The 16,109-nt window shown below is 50.1% G+C and carries 13 protein-coding genes; 2 read left to right on the forward strand and 11 right to left on the reverse strand.

The window, feature by feature from the left end:
- Window positions 1-36: 36 nt before the first annotated feature.
- The 6 genes from Q397_RS0102040 to Q397_RS0102065 form a co-directional block, all read right to left on the reverse strand.
- Complete coding sequence (locus Q397_RS0102040) at window positions 37-2,199, reverse strand: xanthine dehydrogenase family protein molybdopterin-binding subunit (RefSeq protein ID WP_028877996.1); 2,163 nt, start codon at window positions 2,197-2,199, stop codon at window positions 37-39.
- A 3-nt stretch (window positions 2,200-2,202) separates the two neighbouring features.
- Complete coding sequence (locus Q397_RS0102045) at window positions 2,203-2,664, reverse strand: (2Fe-2S)-binding protein (RefSeq protein ID WP_028877997.1); 462 nt, start codon at window positions 2,662-2,664, stop codon at window positions 2,203-2,205.
- Window positions 2,665-2,883: 219 nt separating this feature from the next.
- Window positions 2,884-4,098, reverse strand: coding sequence for a PepSY-associated TM helix domain-containing protein (locus tag Q397_RS20650; protein ID WP_051609618.1), 1,215 nt, complete (start codon window positions 4,096-4,098; stop codon window positions 2,884-2,886).
- A gap of 1 nt (window position 4,099) precedes the next feature.
- Window positions 4,100-6,463 (reverse strand): TonB-dependent siderophore receptor, encoded by a 2,364-nt coding sequence (locus Q397_RS0102055; RefSeq protein ID WP_084148890.1) that lies wholly within the window; start codon window positions 6,461-6,463, stop codon window positions 4,100-4,102.
- A 91-nt stretch (window positions 6,464-6,554) separates the two neighbouring features.
- Complete coding sequence (locus Q397_RS0102060) at window positions 6,555-7,532, reverse strand: FecR domain-containing protein (RefSeq protein ID WP_051609619.1); 978 nt, start codon at window positions 7,530-7,532, stop codon at window positions 6,555-6,557.
- A complete protein-coding gene (locus Q397_RS0102065) occupies window positions 7,511-8,011 on the reverse strand; it encodes a sigma-70 family RNA polymerase sigma factor (RefSeq protein WP_038012640.1) in 501 nt (166 codons plus the stop codon). The genes Q397_RS0102060 and Q397_RS0102065 overlap by 22 nt, the downstream gene beginning before the upstream one ends.
- A 430-nt stretch (window positions 8,012-8,441) precedes the next feature.
- Between Q397_RS0102065 and Q397_RS20655 the strand changes: the two genes are divergently transcribed.
- Together Q397_RS20655 and Q397_RS0102075 are read left to right on the forward strand one after the other, a co-directional pair.
- Complete coding sequence (locus Q397_RS20655) at window positions 8,442-8,750, forward strand: hypothetical protein (RefSeq protein WP_038012643.1); 309 nt, start codon at window positions 8,442-8,444, stop codon at window positions 8,748-8,750.
- Between the two features lie 14 nt (window positions 8,751-8,764).
- A complete protein-coding gene (locus tag Q397_RS0102075; RefSeq protein WP_028878001.1) occupies window positions 8,765-10,255 on the forward strand; it encodes a methyl-accepting chemotaxis protein in 1,491 nt (496 codons plus the stop codon).
- A gap of 42 nt (window positions 10,256-10,297) precedes the next feature.
- Here the strand turns inward: Q397_RS0102075 and Q397_RS0102080 are convergent, their stop codons facing one another.
- The 5 genes from Q397_RS0102080 to fdhF form a co-directional block, all read right to left on the reverse strand.
- Window positions 10,298-11,260 (reverse strand): alpha/beta hydrolase family protein, encoded by a 963-nt coding sequence (locus Q397_RS0102080; protein ID WP_205618785.1) that lies wholly within the window; start codon window positions 11,258-11,260, stop codon window positions 10,298-10,300.
- A gap of 38 nt (window positions 11,261-11,298) precedes the next feature.
- Window positions 11,299-12,087 carry an alpha/beta fold hydrolase gene (locus Q397_RS0102085; protein WP_028878003.1) on the reverse strand — a complete coding sequence of 263 codons (789 nt, stop codon included), beginning with the start codon at window positions 12,085-12,087 and terminating at the stop codon, window positions 11,299-11,301.
- Window positions 12,088-12,194: 107 nt separating this feature from the next.
- On the reverse strand, window positions 12,195-12,311 hold the full coding sequence (locus Q397_RS24595; protein ID WP_084148891.1) for a hypothetical protein: 117 nt from the start codon (window positions 12,309-12,311) through the stop codon (window positions 12,195-12,197).
- Between the two features lie 197 nt (window positions 12,312-12,508).
- Window positions 12,509-13,282: a formate dehydrogenase accessory sulfurtransferase FdhD gene (fdhD, locus tag Q397_RS20660; protein ID WP_169737954.1), complete on the reverse strand. Its 774-nt coding sequence runs from the start codon at window positions 13,280-13,282 to the stop codon at window positions 12,509-12,511.
- Window positions 13,283-13,289: 7 nt separating this feature from the next.
- Window positions 13,290-16,106 carry a formate dehydrogenase subunit alpha gene (gene fdhF / locus Q397_RS0102100; RefSeq protein ID WP_028878004.1) on the reverse strand — a complete coding sequence of 939 codons (2,817 nt, stop codon included), beginning with the start codon at window positions 16,104-16,106 and terminating at the stop codon, window positions 13,290-13,292.
- Window positions 16,107-16,109: the final 3 nt, after the last annotated feature.

Raw genomic sequence — 16,109 nt, forward strand, 5'->3', positions numbered from 1 at the left:
CGGGTGACAGGCACCCGACCCAAGAATCTGAGGGGATCAGACGAACTCAAAACCGGATTTCGTCAGGGGAAGATGCGTAATGCGCTTGCCCGTTTGGGCAAAAATCGCATTGGCAACCGCTGGCCCTGTCGGTGGTACGCCCGGTTCCCCGACACCACTTGGCGCGTCCGCCGACTGGACGATTGTAACATCGACAGCGGGCATATCGCGCATGCGCAGCGGCTCATAATCCGGGAAGTTTTCCTGAACCACTTCGCCATTTTCCAATGTGATTTCACTGCGCAGGATATGACCAAGCCCGAAGCCTGAGCCGCCTTCCATTTGTGCTTTAATCACATCCGGGTTGACGGCAACGCCGCAATCAACGGCTATATGCAGCTTGTCCACATGCACTCGATCACCATCGACTGAAATGTCGGCGACCACAGCAACGTAAGTGTTAAAAGAGAAATGAGAGGCAAAACCACGTTGATCTCCTGTTTTCCAGTTTGCGGCATCGCGCACAGCTTCGATCACACCTGCCATGCGTTTTTGTTTGTCATCGGATTTGTCCAGCAGGGACAAACGCAGTTCGACAGGGTCTTGTCCCGTTTCATAGGCAAGCATGTCCATCATGCTTTCCATGGCATAGGCTGTGTGGGTATGACCAACCGAGCGCCACCACAAGACAGGCACCGGTGTTTCAATATTTGTGACACCAACAGACATATTGGGGATGTTGTAAAGGGAATGCTTGACCCCTTCCACGGAGGTTTCATCCACATTGTCTTTGACCATAAAGGCCTCAAACGGGGTGCCGATCAAAATTGATTTACCGGCAAGACCGTGGTTCCAGCCCGTGACCTTGCCGTCCCCATCAATGCCAATGGCGACGTTATGGGCATACATCGGGCGATAATAGCCCCCACGAATATCGTCTTCGCGGCTCCACACCAGTTTGACAGGGACTTTGCGGCCCAGCAGATCAAAGGCCATGGCGGCTTCCATTTGATAGTCAGCCGCTGCGGTCGCCCGTCGCCCGAATGATCCGCCCGCATAGTAGGTTGTGACTTCGACCTGTTCAGGTTTGATCCCTAACAGATGGGCGAGGTTGCCTTGGATCATTGTTGGCATTTGGGCGCCATCGTGGACGCGCACACCGGATGTGGTGGGTTCGATTACACAGTTTAATGTCTCCATCGGGGAGTGAGACAGGAACGGGAAGGTGAAGTCCGCCTCAATCACACGTTCGGACTTTTCGATCAGGGCCTTTGCGTCTTCACGTGGGATGCCCCATGCATGGACCGCAGGTTCTTTCGCGGCGTTGCTGTGAAAATTGATAAGTTCTTTATCACTGCGATTTTCGGCTGCTGAAAAATCCCATTCAGCGCTCACGGCATTGCGGGCTTGAAAGGCGGCCCAGGTATTTTCTGCATAGACGGCAATGCCCGCTTTGTTTGGCAATGGTTTTGCGTCGATAAAGCCGCTGATTTCTTTGGCTTTGCTGATATCAAAACTGCTCAGTGTGCCGCCAAAACGCGGCGCGCGTTTGATCGCGACATAAACCATGCCGGGCAGCTTCACATCCATGGCAAAGATGGCCGACCCATTGGTTTTGTCAGAAGAGTCTTTGCGCGGCAGGTCCATCTTGCCGATCAAGGTAAATTGATCCGGTGTTTTTAACTGTGGTTCCGGCGTGGCTTTTAAGGTGGAGGCCAGATGCACGAATTTGCCAAAATGGGCGCTTCGGTTGCCGACACTTAAAACGCCGTTTGATACTTTGATCAAGCTTTCGTCAACGCCCCATTTTTGTGAGGCGGCGCGGACTAGAAGTTCGCGGGCGGTGGCGCCTGCTTTACGATATTGTAAAAAGGAGTTGGCGATGGCCGTTGACCCGCCTGTACCTTGCAGCTTGCCAAAAAACAGGTTGTTATAGGTGTTGGCGTCTGCCGGGGCGAAATCGGTCTTGATCTGATCCCAGCTGGCATCCAGTTCTTCGGCAACCAGTGTGGTCAGGCCGGTGGTTGTGCCTTGGCCCATTTCAAAGTGTTTGATAATGACGGTTACTGTGCCGTCAGCATCAATTTTGACAAAAGGGTTTAAAACGACATCTTCTTGACCTGCGGCCAGAACACCGCTTGCTGTGGTCCCGATAAACAGGGCCGCGCCTGCTGTGGCTGTCCCTTTTAAAAATCCGCGTCGTGATACATTCATGGTCATGATCTATGCCTCCAACTTGCGTGCAGCCAGTTTGATGGCATCTTTAATTCTTACGTAGGTCGCGCAACGACAAGCATTGCCGGACATGTAGTCATCAATCTCTTCATCTGAGGGATTGGCGTTCTCGCTGAGCAAACCGACGGCGGACATGATTTGGCCGGACTGACAGAAACCGCATTGGACGACATCCTTTTCGACCCACGCCTGTTGAACGGCCTTGGCGACGGGATCGCTTGCCCCTTCGATGGTGATGACGCGTGCGCCAACCGCATCTTCAACGGTTGTTTGGCAGGACCGCACAGGGGTACCGTTTAAATGGATGGTACAGGCCCCGCACGAGGCGACACCGCAGCCAAACTTTGTTCCTGTGAGATTAAGTTCGTCGCGCAACACCCACAAAAGCGGGGTATCCGCGGCGACATCCACTGAGCGTTCCTGCCCATTGATGTTTAACTGAAACTGCATTGCCTCATTTCTCCAATATTAAAAGGGGGGATTGGTTAACTGTATTGTGCCCCAAGAGGCCTTAAATGCGGAATGCACAGAATCACGAAAGATGAACACTTTTTAACGAAAGTGTCCTGATGACGTGCAACGACAGAGTGACAGGGGGGAGCCGATCAGATGAATGCAGTTAAACAGACGGGGCAATTGTTTGCGCACATTCCCTTGGTTTTTCGTTTTTTACTTTTTGATCGAACGCTGTTGTTTGGCTTTATGTTTGCGCCACCAAATCATCAGCCCTGTAAGGGTGACGACAGTGAGGAAAAGGCCTGTCAGTGTTACAAGAATCCGATAGGGCAGACCCCAGATCCGCGCGATATGTAGGGTTGTGAGCCAATATGTGAACGTATCACCCGCCGCGACCCCTGTCGGCAGGGAATAGGTTTTGAGCAGGCCGGTGGACGCATCCACAAAGACCCATGTTTGCCCAAAGGTATCGTTGGCATCAAGGCTGGTCCGCGCCATGAGCTTTAAGGTGTTTTGATCCGGGTAATAGGCAAACCGTTCATGCTCAATTACCGTGAAGTCATATGTTTGGCTGAGTTGGGCCAAGAGCTCGCGCGCAATCGCATAGCCGTTTTGCCAGCCAATCTCCGGCCTGTCTTTCAGCTCGCCTGGCGGGACAGGCAGTGCTGTTTTTGGGGCGGAGAAGGTGAGGATGTTTGAGACGACCGGGCGATAGACTTCTGAATAGAGGGTCATTGAAAGGCTGCTGAGTGCAAACATTGCTAGAAGCAACCATGCCCAAAGGCTCAGGGCCGTATGCAAATCGAAGGTGATCTTGTATGAGGTTGCAGCCCACCTGACTTTCCAGAAGCCTGTCCATTTTTTCAGTCTGGATTTGTCTTTATTTTTGGAGTGGGGAAAGGTCAGCATCAGGCCGGTGAAGCAATCGATGAGCCATAAAAGAGAGATCGCCCCCAATATATAGGTGCCGGTTTGCCCCAAAGTTAAGGATTGATGTAATCGGTAGACAAAAGGCATGAAGTTGGTCCAGCCTTGCGTGATATCGCCCCAGTTTCTTTTCCCGACGATTTCTCCGGTATATCGATTTACAAAGACCTCGTTAAACGCCGATTGTGTAGCTTTGTTCGCCCCTGTTGTTTTGGGTTCGACAAAAAACAAAGTCAGGTTGGTGTCGGGTAAGCTTTTTAGCAACATCCAGTTGACCTGCATGTCAGGGAGCGCATGTTCCACACGATCACGTAAATCAAACGGGCTGAGGGGGGAGAGGGCAAGGTCTGCTTCTGGGGTGGGCTCAGCTTGATTGATCCAGAGATCAATTTCCTGATACCAGACAAGCAGAGAACCCGTTAGGCCGGTTATGATCAGGAAACCCGCCATAACCAGCCCAAAGTAGCGATGCAGAAGAACGAGTTTCTGTCTGATCTTCATTCTAGAAAGTGTACCCGACATTGAGTTTGAAAGTACGACCTTCTTCTCGAACGATGCCGTTGATGGAACCGGGCGAGAAGATTTCTTCATCCAAGGCATTGTTGATCAGGAAATCAATCTGCAGATTGTCATTGAGCGCGTAGTAGGCGCCAAGGTCGGTCTGTACATGACTTGGTATTTTATTGGTATTTGCATCTTCGGCAAATCGGCTGCTGATGTAAGAAATGGTGCCGCCCAAACTTAAACCGGGGGCGCTGTCCACATCATAGCGCCCTTGAAGCGACGCCGTGTGGGTCGGGACATTTGCGAACGTGTTGCCAATAAGCTTGGCATCGTCGCTTTTGCGGATGCTGGTTTTGGTATAGCCATAGTTTGTGGCGAGGAACAGGTTTGGCGTCACGTTGCCTGCGAGGGAGAGTTCCAGACCTTTTGAGCGCGATTGCCCTTCGGCAACTGAGAAATTAGGGTCTGCCGGATCATCAATGGCAATGTTGTCTTTGGTCAGGATGAAGGCGGCGACGTTCGCTTGAATGTTGCCAAAGTCAAACTTTGTCCCGATCTCGTACTGTGTGCTTTCTTCGGCTTCTAGCGGACTTGCCCCGGACGTGGTGCCTTGTTGGGGCACGAACGATTCACTGCGGCTGGCATAGATCGAAGTTTCTTTGCTTATGTCATAGATCAGGCCAAACTGCGTTGTCCAATCGCGTTGGCTGATTTCTTCAGAGGTGACAGCCGATGTTGTATTGTTAATGGTTTTTTGTGTCTGCTTGGAATCAATGTAGCGCAGCCCGCCAAGGATGTGGAAGGTGTCGTTCCATGTAATCCGGTCTTGCAGGAAGGCGGAAAGAACCGTGCTTTCTTGAAGGGTCGTTCGATCGCGCACCTGATTGGCGGTTGTTAGTGTGGCGTTTTTATAGGCGGGGCTATACAGGTCGAGACTATCCACATTGTAAATTTTTGTAGGACGATCATTTTCGGAATATCGGTAATTTGCCCCGACAATGAATTTATGTTTGAAGTCGCCTGTCTGAACTTCACCGGCTAAATCTGTGATGATTTCATGATCGGTGCGCAGCGTGTCTTCGCCAATAAAGACCCGACGGTTGACAGTTCGTTTGTCGGCATTTAGCCCTTGCGAATAATATTCCATAAAGTCGGATGTGTTTTGGGTGTAGGTATAGCTGAAACGGGCATCGAGCGCGTCGTTTATTGCATGGGTCAACCGGGTGTTGACGTTGAATGAGTCGCGATCCGTATAGCCGTCGCTAGACGCAATGTTTACGGACTTGTTATAGTCACCGTTTGGGTTGCCAAGGATGGTGCCTTCGTAAGGGGTGCCGGTGTTAATGGCGCTCCAGGAGTTTTCGGAATAACTGCCTTCAATGGTGAGGTTGGTGTCTTCAGTCAGGTCCATGGTGATGTTGGGGGCAAAGAATTTGCGATTGAAATCCCAGTTATCCAGCGAGGATCCTTTTTCTTCATAAGCGCCGTTTAAACGAACACGGACGCGATCATTAATCGGGCCGGTGATATCAAAGCTACCGCGATAGCTGTCGTAACTGCCTGCTTCCACCTTGGTATCCGCATAAAAATAAGGAAGCGGTTGTTTTGTGACAACGTTGATGGTTCCGCCCGGTTCCATTTGCCCAAAAAGGACAGAGGAAGGACCGGTCAATACTTCAATGCGTTCCACATTGGCAAGGTCGGTGGGGTGATCCGCGCGGCTAAATCCCAAACCATTTGACGTTTCTGCCGTATCATACCCACGAAGACGGAAGTTATCGGCAAACATATCTTGTGCGGAACCGGAGCGAGACGCGCTGGGGATAAGGCGAACCACCTCGCCAACGGTATTGGCCTGCGCAAGCTCCACGGTTTCCGTATCCATCAGGTGGATTGTTTGCGGAATGTTTTTGGCGCTGTCTGTTTTTTGACGACCATAGACGTTGATCGGATCGACTTCAAAAGTGGTCAGTTCCGGGGCTTTTTTGATCTTGAAGGCACCGTTTTGCTGCTCAAAGCTGAGGGTTGAGTTTGCAAGCAGTTGTCGCAGGGCCGTTTCTACATCATAAGTGCCTGATAGGGCGGGCGCGACCTTTCCGGCAACCAGATCAGGGGCAAAGGTGAGGGTGATTTGCGCCGTACTTGCAAAGCTTGTGAGGGAGCTGCTTAAGGGACCGCTGGGAATATTGTGGCTTTTTTGACTGGTGATCTGGGTTTGCGCATGGGCGCTGTTGGATGCGCCGAGTGTCAGGGGGGCGGTAAAGCCTAAAATGCCAGCACTTAAAATCGTTGTTAAGCGTTTATGCTTGAGGGGGAGGATACGGTTTCTCAGGACGTGAGAACCGGCGTTACGTGTTTTCATTTTCCTATAATGTCCTTCGATGTAGATTTATTTTTTGGTTCTATTGGACATGCCGTGCGAGAGGCGAAAAGGGGACACAGAAAATAAAAGTTTATTTTTCGACGATGGAAACCCAGTAGGGGCTGATGCGCAAGAGACGCACAGGCAAAGTGCTTGCGATCACATCAAGGGCAACATCCGTCTTGGAAAGCTGGAAAACACCTGAAATACGATGATGGGCAACAGCCGGATCACAGCGCAAAATACCAACACGATAGCGCGACATTTCATCAATTAGGTCCCCCAGCGTCATGTTGTCACTGATGAGTTGTCCGCTCACCCAAGGGGCATCCGCTTGGGTAAGCTTATGGGCCTTGCTGGTTTTTTGGGAGGTGAAGGTCAGGGTTTCGCCTTTATGTAAGCGTGTTTCTGCCAGACCTGACGCTGGTGTGATTGCAACGCCATGTTCATAGACATTGACGCGAACTTCTTGGCGGTCTTCAAATTGCCGCATGGAGAAACGCGTCCCCAATGCGCGAATACGACCGCTTTTCGTTTGCACGACAAACGGTGGTAGTTTTTGTCCTGCGCCGGCTTTGCCTGTTTCAATCAAAACTTCACCTTCGACCAAATGGACAAGTCTTTCTGTCGCGCTAAAGTGGATGTTTATGCTGCTGGCTGTATTGAGATGCACACGGCTGCCATCGGCGAGGGTGACTTTCTGTGTCTCCCCGACGCTGGTTTTATAGTCAGCGGATAAAGAGGGCCATTCATCCCACAGCAGTTTTGCACAAGGCGCGATGAAAAGAAGGGACGTGAGGGCCTTAAGCGCACTGCGGCGATCCAGTCGTTTCCGCCCCCAGATGGTTTTACCGATTTCTGCGGGTACGGCGTCAATCATCCCCATTAAATCCTGGGCGGTCAACCAGGCTTGCGCATGTTGCGGGCTAAGCGTGCGCCATCGGTTGAAGGCGGTTTGTTCAGAAGCGCTTAAGGGCGTGTCTTGCATAAGGGTGAGCCATTCTGCGGCTTCTTCCATAATTTTGCGCGAGGGTTTTTGCATAACCGTTACGCCAGTGCCAGCAGGCATTGGCTGAAGCCTTTTTGCATGTAGCGTTTGACGGTACGTGTTGAAATATTGATGAGATCCGCGATTTCCTGATAACTTGCGCCCTCCAATTGGGATAGGAGAAAAGCTTGGCGCACAGGGGCGGGCAGACGGTCTAAGGCATAATCAATCTGCTGAAGTGTTTCGAGCAGGATTTTTTGGGCTTCCGGTGAGATAACTTCCGGCTGGGGTAGGTGTGACAAGGCTTCTAAAAATGTTCGCTCTACGTCTTTGCGTCGAAAGTGATCTACAAGCAAACCTTTTGCAATGACCCTCAGATAGGCTTGCGGTTTGCGCAACTGGGTCATATTCAGTTCATCGCGTCGCATCAAAACCCGCACAAAAGTATCTTGCGCCAAATCAGCAGCTTGGTAGCTGCAATTCAGCTTTGTCCGCAACCAGCTTTTTAGCCAGATGTTGTGCTCATTATATAAATACTCAACGTTAGAATTTTGTATCATTATAATTTCGACGCTCAATTTACCGCATAGAAATTGTTTTAATAATGATTATTAATATCATTGTCAATCCGCAAGAATCGATAACGTGATAGAGAAGGCATGGCCTGTCTTGAGGTTATATCTTTGTGACTTTAGCATCCCACGATGATGTCGAGGTGAATTCGTGATTAGCTCAAAAGTCCCGACTTTTTAGATAGTTAGGGGAGATTTAACAGCGAAGGATGGGACTACGGAAAACTACATATAATTGAAAACTATATTGAAGTTTGTCAATCCTAGGTTAAATTAGACGGGCTTGTAAGTACAAAAGTGGTTACCGTTCAATTAGAGAGAATTTGTGAATTTGGGAGACTGAAATATGTCTGTTGGGCAAACGTGCAGGGCTGGAACATTCGTAGACCTTATTCCTGCAATATGCATTGGAACATTCATGATTATTTCCGTTGCCTTTTTGACCATTTTTAACGTCCCCAAACATTCTTTAGTTGCCGTGGTGTTTCCTCCTTGGGTTTCTGAAGAACGCGCCTTTCAACTGGTTGTCGAGGCTGATGCATCTGTTGTTCGTCTCGGGTTAAGTGGTCAGATCGTCGTCGCAAAGCCTCATTCGGTCGAATTTGAAAATAAAATAAAACATGTTGGCGCTTGGGCCGTTGTAAATCCACTGGCTTTTGGTGGATGTGGTTCAGGTAAAAGAGAAACGAAGGACCTTCCACAAGGGCCTTTGGTGGCATTGAAGTAAGCTGGGAGAATGAAATGACACAAGACAAAATGGATACTTTAGCAAATACGACGGTGGTCTCTCCGGAGCTTATTAAAATCCGGCTGATTGCGAGTAGGTTGTTTATTGGGTACTTGTGGGTGCTGCTCGGCGTTGTCGCCGGGGTTGGTTACATTTCTCAAAATGCCTTGAGTGAAAGTGTTACCTTAGCACTGGTGTTGGCGGTTTGCGGAACGATCCCCTTTGTTCGAAACCCAGTTTCCAATGTGACGCGTTATACAATATCCGCCTGTCTAACGGGCATGTGGACTTTATTGGTCTTTAATGCCTCAGGCCTACCCGATGGGTTTGTCCTGGATGCTCATATGCTCTTTTTTGTGTTGAATGCACAGCTGATTGCTTACTTTTGCTGGAGAAGTATTGCAATTATTAATATCATTGCGACGGTCCATCACGTCATCTTCTCCTTCCTCTTCTCCCTTCTTGTTTGGCCATCGGCTGAGTATGCCCATCTGCATTTTTTCATTCATGCAGGATATGTGGTGTTGGTGGGCGGTCCGATCCTTCTTTTGGCTTGGAAACTCTTCGACTTATTTAATGCATCTCACAATGCGCTGGTTGATGTCAAAAAGGCACAGAGTGAAAAACAAAAAATGGAAGAGGAAAAAGCCATTCTCGAAGCGAAGAGAGAAGAAGAGAAAAAACAAGAACGTGATGCCTTGGCTAAATCATTTGAAAAAGAAGTCGGGAGTGTTGTATCTGCCGTCGGGGAAGCTTCAACTGAACTTCAGGAACTTGCGAATATCATGTCACAAGCCGCAGAGGGAGTGGGGCAAAATGCAAGTCAGGCTTCTGATGCAGCCTCAAATATTTCAGGTAACGTAGAAGCTGTTGCTGCAGGATCTGAAGAATTGTCTTCATCAGTCGATGAAATTTCCAGACAAGTGAACAGATCAAGCGAAGAAGCGATGAATGCAGGCAGATTAAGCGCCAATGCAACAGGAGGCGTAAAAAGCCTTTCTGATCGGGTATCTGATATTTCAGATATTGCAAATCAAACAAATCTACTGGCTTTGAATGCGACGATTGAGGCGGCCCGAGCCGGCGAAGCTGGCAAAGGCTTTGCAGTTGTCGCCAGTGAAGTGAAAAATCTTGCCAGTCAAACGGCAAACGCAACCGAGCAAATTGAGAAACAAATTAATGCGGTTGTGGGCGCAACGGATGAAACCGTTAGAGATATTCAGAGCATTAATGTCGCGATTGAACGCGTACAAGGAACCTCTTCTGCGATAGCTGCAGCTATTGAAGAGCAAGGCGCAGCAACACGAGAAATAGCTAAAAATGCATCTCAAACAGCACGAGATGTGAACATCGTGTCTTCAACAGTTTCTGAAGTGAGAGATGGTGCGCAAAGCAATATTGAGCGCTCAAAACTGGTCTTGAGTGCGTCAAATGGATTAATGGAGCAGTCAAAACGTTTGAATCTTCAACTCAAAAGCTTTCTCGATCAACTCTCAGGGAGCTGATTACGCTATGTGATCGTTTCGGATCTTTGCAAGAGGTATGAATTAAGGTTGAGGAGCGATCGCTAAGTTTTTGCGGAAAAAAGAAATGATGTTCGCGTTGAATTTTTGATGAAACGCAGCGCGATCAAAATTAGGGCTATCTTTACACAGCGCCGGTGCTCTCTCGGCTAATGGGGGAGGGCACAGGGTTAAAAAAGAAAAATGGCCCGCATTTGGCACAATATGCAACGTCGGAGAGACAGGCAAATTCTGTGCGAGCGTCAAAATATCCGTCGCTGAAACGCCATCCCCTCCGTGTTGCGAGCCCCACAGGTCGATTGGGGCTGTTATATGCTTGAGGCTCGTAGGGTCGGCAAAAACAGTGCTGAGTGGATCTGCAAGAACAAAGGCCTTGATCCGCGGATCACGACTGGGCGGCAGAAGGGGGATTTTCTGTGTGTTGGCGTCACCACAGGTCGCGCTGGCCTCATTTTCGCAAGGGATGTGCAGTTTCTTAAAGTCGGGTTGGGCACCCGCAAGAATAAGACCGGTATATCCACCGCGTGAAAAACCAAAAAAGCCAATTGAGTTTGGATTGATTATTGCTGAGTCTGGCGATGACGTCAGCATATAGTCAAGAAGGCGTTTAACATCCGTTGCACGGGTCAACAAAGCCTGACGGTTGTGAAATCTCTCTGTATTTGACAGGGTGTCATCTGGGTGATTGAGTGCCACGACGATAAAGCCAGCGTCGGAGAGGGCCTCTGCCGTATCATGATGGCTTAAACTTGCGCCACCGAACCCATGTGAGATGAGGATGAGTGGCAGGTTTTTTCCGGCAACCGGGCAATCGCGTACACCTGAAATGACGAAGGGGCCGGCCTGTATGTCTTTAGCGGGACGTGCACAAGGGGCCCATTGTGTTGCTGTGATCGCTTGGCCTGTATGATCAGCAGGCACTTCAATTTTTTTGAGGCCAGCAGCTTGCACAACAGGTGCCGCTATGAGCAGAAAGGCAAAGGTCACAGCTCTAAAGAACATGATTTTTTCCTGATGAGAGGGGCTTAGGCTAAAAATTCTTCGATCAGTGTCAGGACAAAGTCTTCGCTTTCGCGGTGGGGCATGTGGTGACCACCTTGCAGGATTTCGACCGTGACCGGACCTGAGGTTTTTTGGGAAATAATGTCTGTATGAATGGTTGAACCATATTCATCATCGCTGCCGTGGATGACAAGGGCTGGGCAGATGATTTTGGGCAGGGCGTCATTCAGGGTCCATTGTTGGAATTCATCTGAGAGCCACGTGTCGATCCACGCGCTGACAACCCATTCTGTGCGCGGGCCGTGATATTTTTCCAGTCGTTGTAATTGCGCGGGGTCGGCAAATAGTTTTTTTGCCTCGCGAATACCGTTGAGTGTCACATCTTCAGCAAATGTCTGGGCGGCAATGGTGACAAGGCTTGCGCAGTCGTTGGGGAATTGGGCCGCGGCTTCAATTGCCATCGCCCCGCCAACGCTATGGCCCATCGCAATGAAGTTGGAAAAGCCGAATTCTTCTTTCAAGATGGGAAGAACGAGGGCAGGTTCTTGGGCGACGAAATCGGCGCTGAGTTTATCTGTGCGGATGGCAGATTTACCAAACCCAAAGCGATCATAAGCAATGACGCGTCTGCCTGTTTTAAGGGCGAGCAGTGCGGGAAACTGTCGCCACAGGCTGATTGCCCCCAAGGAGTCATGAAACATAATAAGGGGCGATTTTTGGGACTGGACCTCTGGGTCCCAGTAGGTAACAGCAAGGGGGCCGTGCACAGTTTCTATTGAAAGTTCTTTGGCAATGACATTCTGTGCATTCATCTGATTTGGTCCTTTTGTGAAGTTCGCCTGTTCGGGATTTTCTGCATTTTAATGCATGTTAAAGTTAGTACATTTATAGGTGTGAGACTTATAATGTGCAATATCTCTTATTCATCGTCTTCTTCTGGGTCCCAAGCGTGGCCGCACATATCACAGACAAACAGGTCGCCTTCAGGATGTGTGTGTTCGGATTGGCAAATCGGGCAGGTTGGTGTTTCTGACATTTGATTTCTTCTTCTCAAAAGTGAATATAAGCAAGGGTTTATTTTAGAGGAAGAAGACTGCAGATGCTCATTTGAATATTGAATTTAGATATTTTGGATTTCTATTATCGCGCGCGAATTTAAAAAAAATCCCTTACCCGGCGATGCAGGGGTAAGGGACTAAGTCATGATATCCATAGGGAAACAAGATATCATATTTAAAAAAAGGTGAGGCGCTCCGGCCCATCCTGACATGCAAGGAAGAGGTTGCTTTTTTTCGCGATCTCCAAGGCCAGACTTGTCGGGGCTGATATGGTGACAAGGCCGCATAATCCGAAGGCGACGGCCTTTTTAACCAACTCAAAACTGCATCGGCTACTCATGACCACATAGCCTTGTGGGGCAGGGGAACGTAGCGCAAGTGCCCCAAGCAATTTATCAAGTGCATTATGTCGCCCGACATCTTCACGTATGAGAAGGAGTTCACCGTCCATCGTGTAAAAAGCAGCGCCATGAACGGAGTAGTTTACTTTGTGAATATGCTGTGCTTGGTGAAAGGATTGAAGGCTTTTTACCAAGACCTCCGGCGCTGGGGCGGTGACGTGGGCATGTTTGTTTGGTGATACCCGAACGGCGGCTTCCAGTTCCGCAACCCCGCACAGGCCACAACTGGTGCGCCCGGCGATCGTGCGTTTTTGTTGGTATCCGGGGCCGGTTTTTGTCTCGTCGATACTGAGAAAGACCCGAAAGGCCTCTTCATCCTGTTCAATGTAGATGTCTTCAATTGCTCCGCGTTCTGTTACAACTTCTTCGCTTAAAGAAAAGCCGATGGCAAAATCTTCAAGGTCTTGGGGCGTTGCCATCATCACGGCATGGGGATGGCCGTTGTAAATGAAGGCAACGGGCACTTCGCGCGCGAGGTGCCACTGTTGGCTCTTGTCTTTTTCAACGGGAAAATCAACCGATGTCGGGACGCTTATGGAAGGCGCCATCAAAGTCTCATTCATCGAGGGGGCGTTCCTCAATCGGGGCATGCATGCGTTCCCAGTTGTGAAGGCGATGGGTGGGTTCAACCTGCACAGCCGTCACTTTATATTCCGGGCAATTGGTCGCCCAGTCGGAATTGTTTGTGGTGACAATGTTGGTCCCGCTGACCGCATGGTGGAAGGTTGTATAGACCGTTCCCGGCTGCATACGATGAGAGACTTTGGCACGAAGAGAGGTCGTCCCCGCACGCGACTGGATACTAATCATATCCCCATCCTGAATGTTTCTTTCATCCGCATCGTGTGGATGGATTTCCAGTAAATCTTCACTGTGCCATTTGTGGTTTTCGGTCCGTCTGGTTTGTGCCCCCACATTATATTGGGTTAAAATCCGCCCTGTGGTGAGCAACAGCGGGTACTTGCGCGAGGTGCGTTCCGGTGTCGGGATATATTCGGTCGGGATAAAGCGTCCTTTCCCGTGGGTGAAGCCCGTTTCATGCATGACCGGTGTCCCGAGGTCGGCTTGGTCAAAACAGGGCCATTGCAGGCTGCCGACCTGATCCAGCTTTTCAAAGCTAACGCCGCTAAAGGTCGGGGTCAGGGCAGCAATTTCCGCCATGATTTCAGAGGCATTGTTGTAGGACATGTCATAGCCCAAAGCTTGAGCAAGCTCACAGACGATTTCCCATTCCTGTTTGCCTGTCTTGCTTGTCATGACGGGACGTACACGGTTGATGCGTCTTTCGGCATTGGTGAAGGTGCCGTCTTTTTCCAAGAACGAGGTACCGGGTAAAAAGACATGGGCAAAGGAGGCGGTTTCGTTGAGGAAGAGATCCTGAACGATCAGCAGGTCTAAGTTATGAAGCGCTTTGTGGACATGGTTTGTGTTGGGATCGGAATGGGCAATGTCTTCGCCCTGTACAAACATGCCTCTGTACTGCCCATTGATGGCACCATCAAACATATGGGGAATACGCAAACCCGGTTCGGGGCTGAGAGGACGTTTCCAGGCATCCTCAAACAACAGGCGCGTGGGTTCGTCGGAGACATGACGATAGCCGCTATATTCGTGGGGGAACGACCCCATGTCACAGGACCCTTGAACGTTGTTTTGACCCCGCAACGGGTTGACGCCGACGCCATCGCGTCCGATGTTGCCACAAAGCATGGCAAGGTTCGCCATCGCCATAACAGTGGTGGACCCTTGGGTATGTTCGGTGACCCCAAGACCGTAGTAAATCGCCCCGTTGTGGGACGTGGCATAAAGGCGGGCGGCTTCAATGATGTCCTGTGGCTCTACACCGCAGACTTTTGCGACGATTTGCGGGTCGTTTTGGGGATGGACAATGGCGTCTTTCCATTTTTGGAACATGTCAAGATCACAGCGTTCCTGAATGAAGGCGTCGTCATATAGTCCTTCTTTGACAATCGTATAGGAAAAGGCATTGAGCAGTGCCACATTGGTCCCCGGCGTGAGCGGCAGGTGGTAGGCGGCTTCCACATGAGGTGTTTTCACCAGATCAATGCGCCGTGGGTCCATGACAATCAGTTTGGCCCCTTCGCGTAGACGTTTTTTTAAACGCGAGCCAAAAACGGGGTGCCCATCAGTGGGGTTGGCACCGATGACCAACACCACATCGGCCTGTTCGACACTTTTAAAATCCTGTGTACCGGCAGAGGTGCCGTATGTTTCCTTGAGGCCGTATCCGGTGGGGGAATGACAGACGCGCGCGCAGGTATCCACGTTGTTATTGCCAAAGGCGGCGCGGATCATCTTTTGGACCAGAAAGACTTCTTCGTTCGTACAGCGCGATGACGTGATACCGCCAATGGATTTAGGGCCATATTTTGCCTGAATTGCTTTCAGCTTAGTTGCGCTGAAAGCAATGGCTTCTTCCCATGAAACCTCTTTCCACGGGGCTTCGATATGGTCGCGGATCATGGGCTTTGTGATGCGGTCCTGATGGGTGGCGTATCCCCATGCAAAGCGTCCTTTTACACAGGCATGACCTTCGTTTGCGCCGCCTGTTTTTGACGGTACCATGCGCACCACTTCTTCGCCGCGCATTTCTGCACGTAAGGAACAGCCAACACCACAATAGGCACAGGTTGTTTCCACAACATGTTCGGCTTGGCCTTTTTCAATGACGGATTTTTCCATCAAGGTGGCGGTGGGGCAGGCTTCCACGCAGGCCCCGCAGGACACACAATCACTGTCAAAGAAGTTTGTGTTATGACCAACCGAAATGCGTGAGTCAAAACCGCGCCCTTCGATGGTTAAGGCAAATGTCCCCTGAACATCTTCACAGGTACGCACACAGCGCGAACAGACGATGCACTTTGACGGATCGTAGGTGAAGTAGGGGTTGCTTTCGTCCTTTTGGTTGTCCAGATGGTTTTTGCCTTGCGGGTTATAGCGGACCTCGCGCAGCCCGACTTCACCTGCGGCATCTTGTAATTCACAGTTCCCGTTTGCTGAACAGGTCAGACAATCAAGCGGATGATCGGAGATATAAAGTTCCATCACCCCTTTGCGCAGTTTGGCCAAGTGATCATTTTGAGTTTGAATGATCATCCCGTCTTCTGCGGGGGTGGAGCAAGAAGCCGGGGTGCCGCGTCGTCCTTCAATTTTGACCAGACAGAGACGACAAGACCCAAAAGCATCCAGTTTATCTGTGGCGCACAATTTGGGGATGGAGATCCCAGCCAATTTGGCGGCCCGCATCACTGACGTCCCTTGTTCCACGCTTACGGAACGCCCGTCGATGGACAGAGTAACAAGTTGTTTGCTGTGGACTTTGGGTGTCCCGTAATCAATTTCTTTCAACATGTG

Origin of the sequence: Terasakiella pusilla DSM 6293 (assembly GCF_000688235.1) — a bacterium.
GTDB lineage: Bacteria > Pseudomonadota > Alphaproteobacteria > Rhodospirillales > Terasakiellaceae > Terasakiella > Terasakiella pusilla.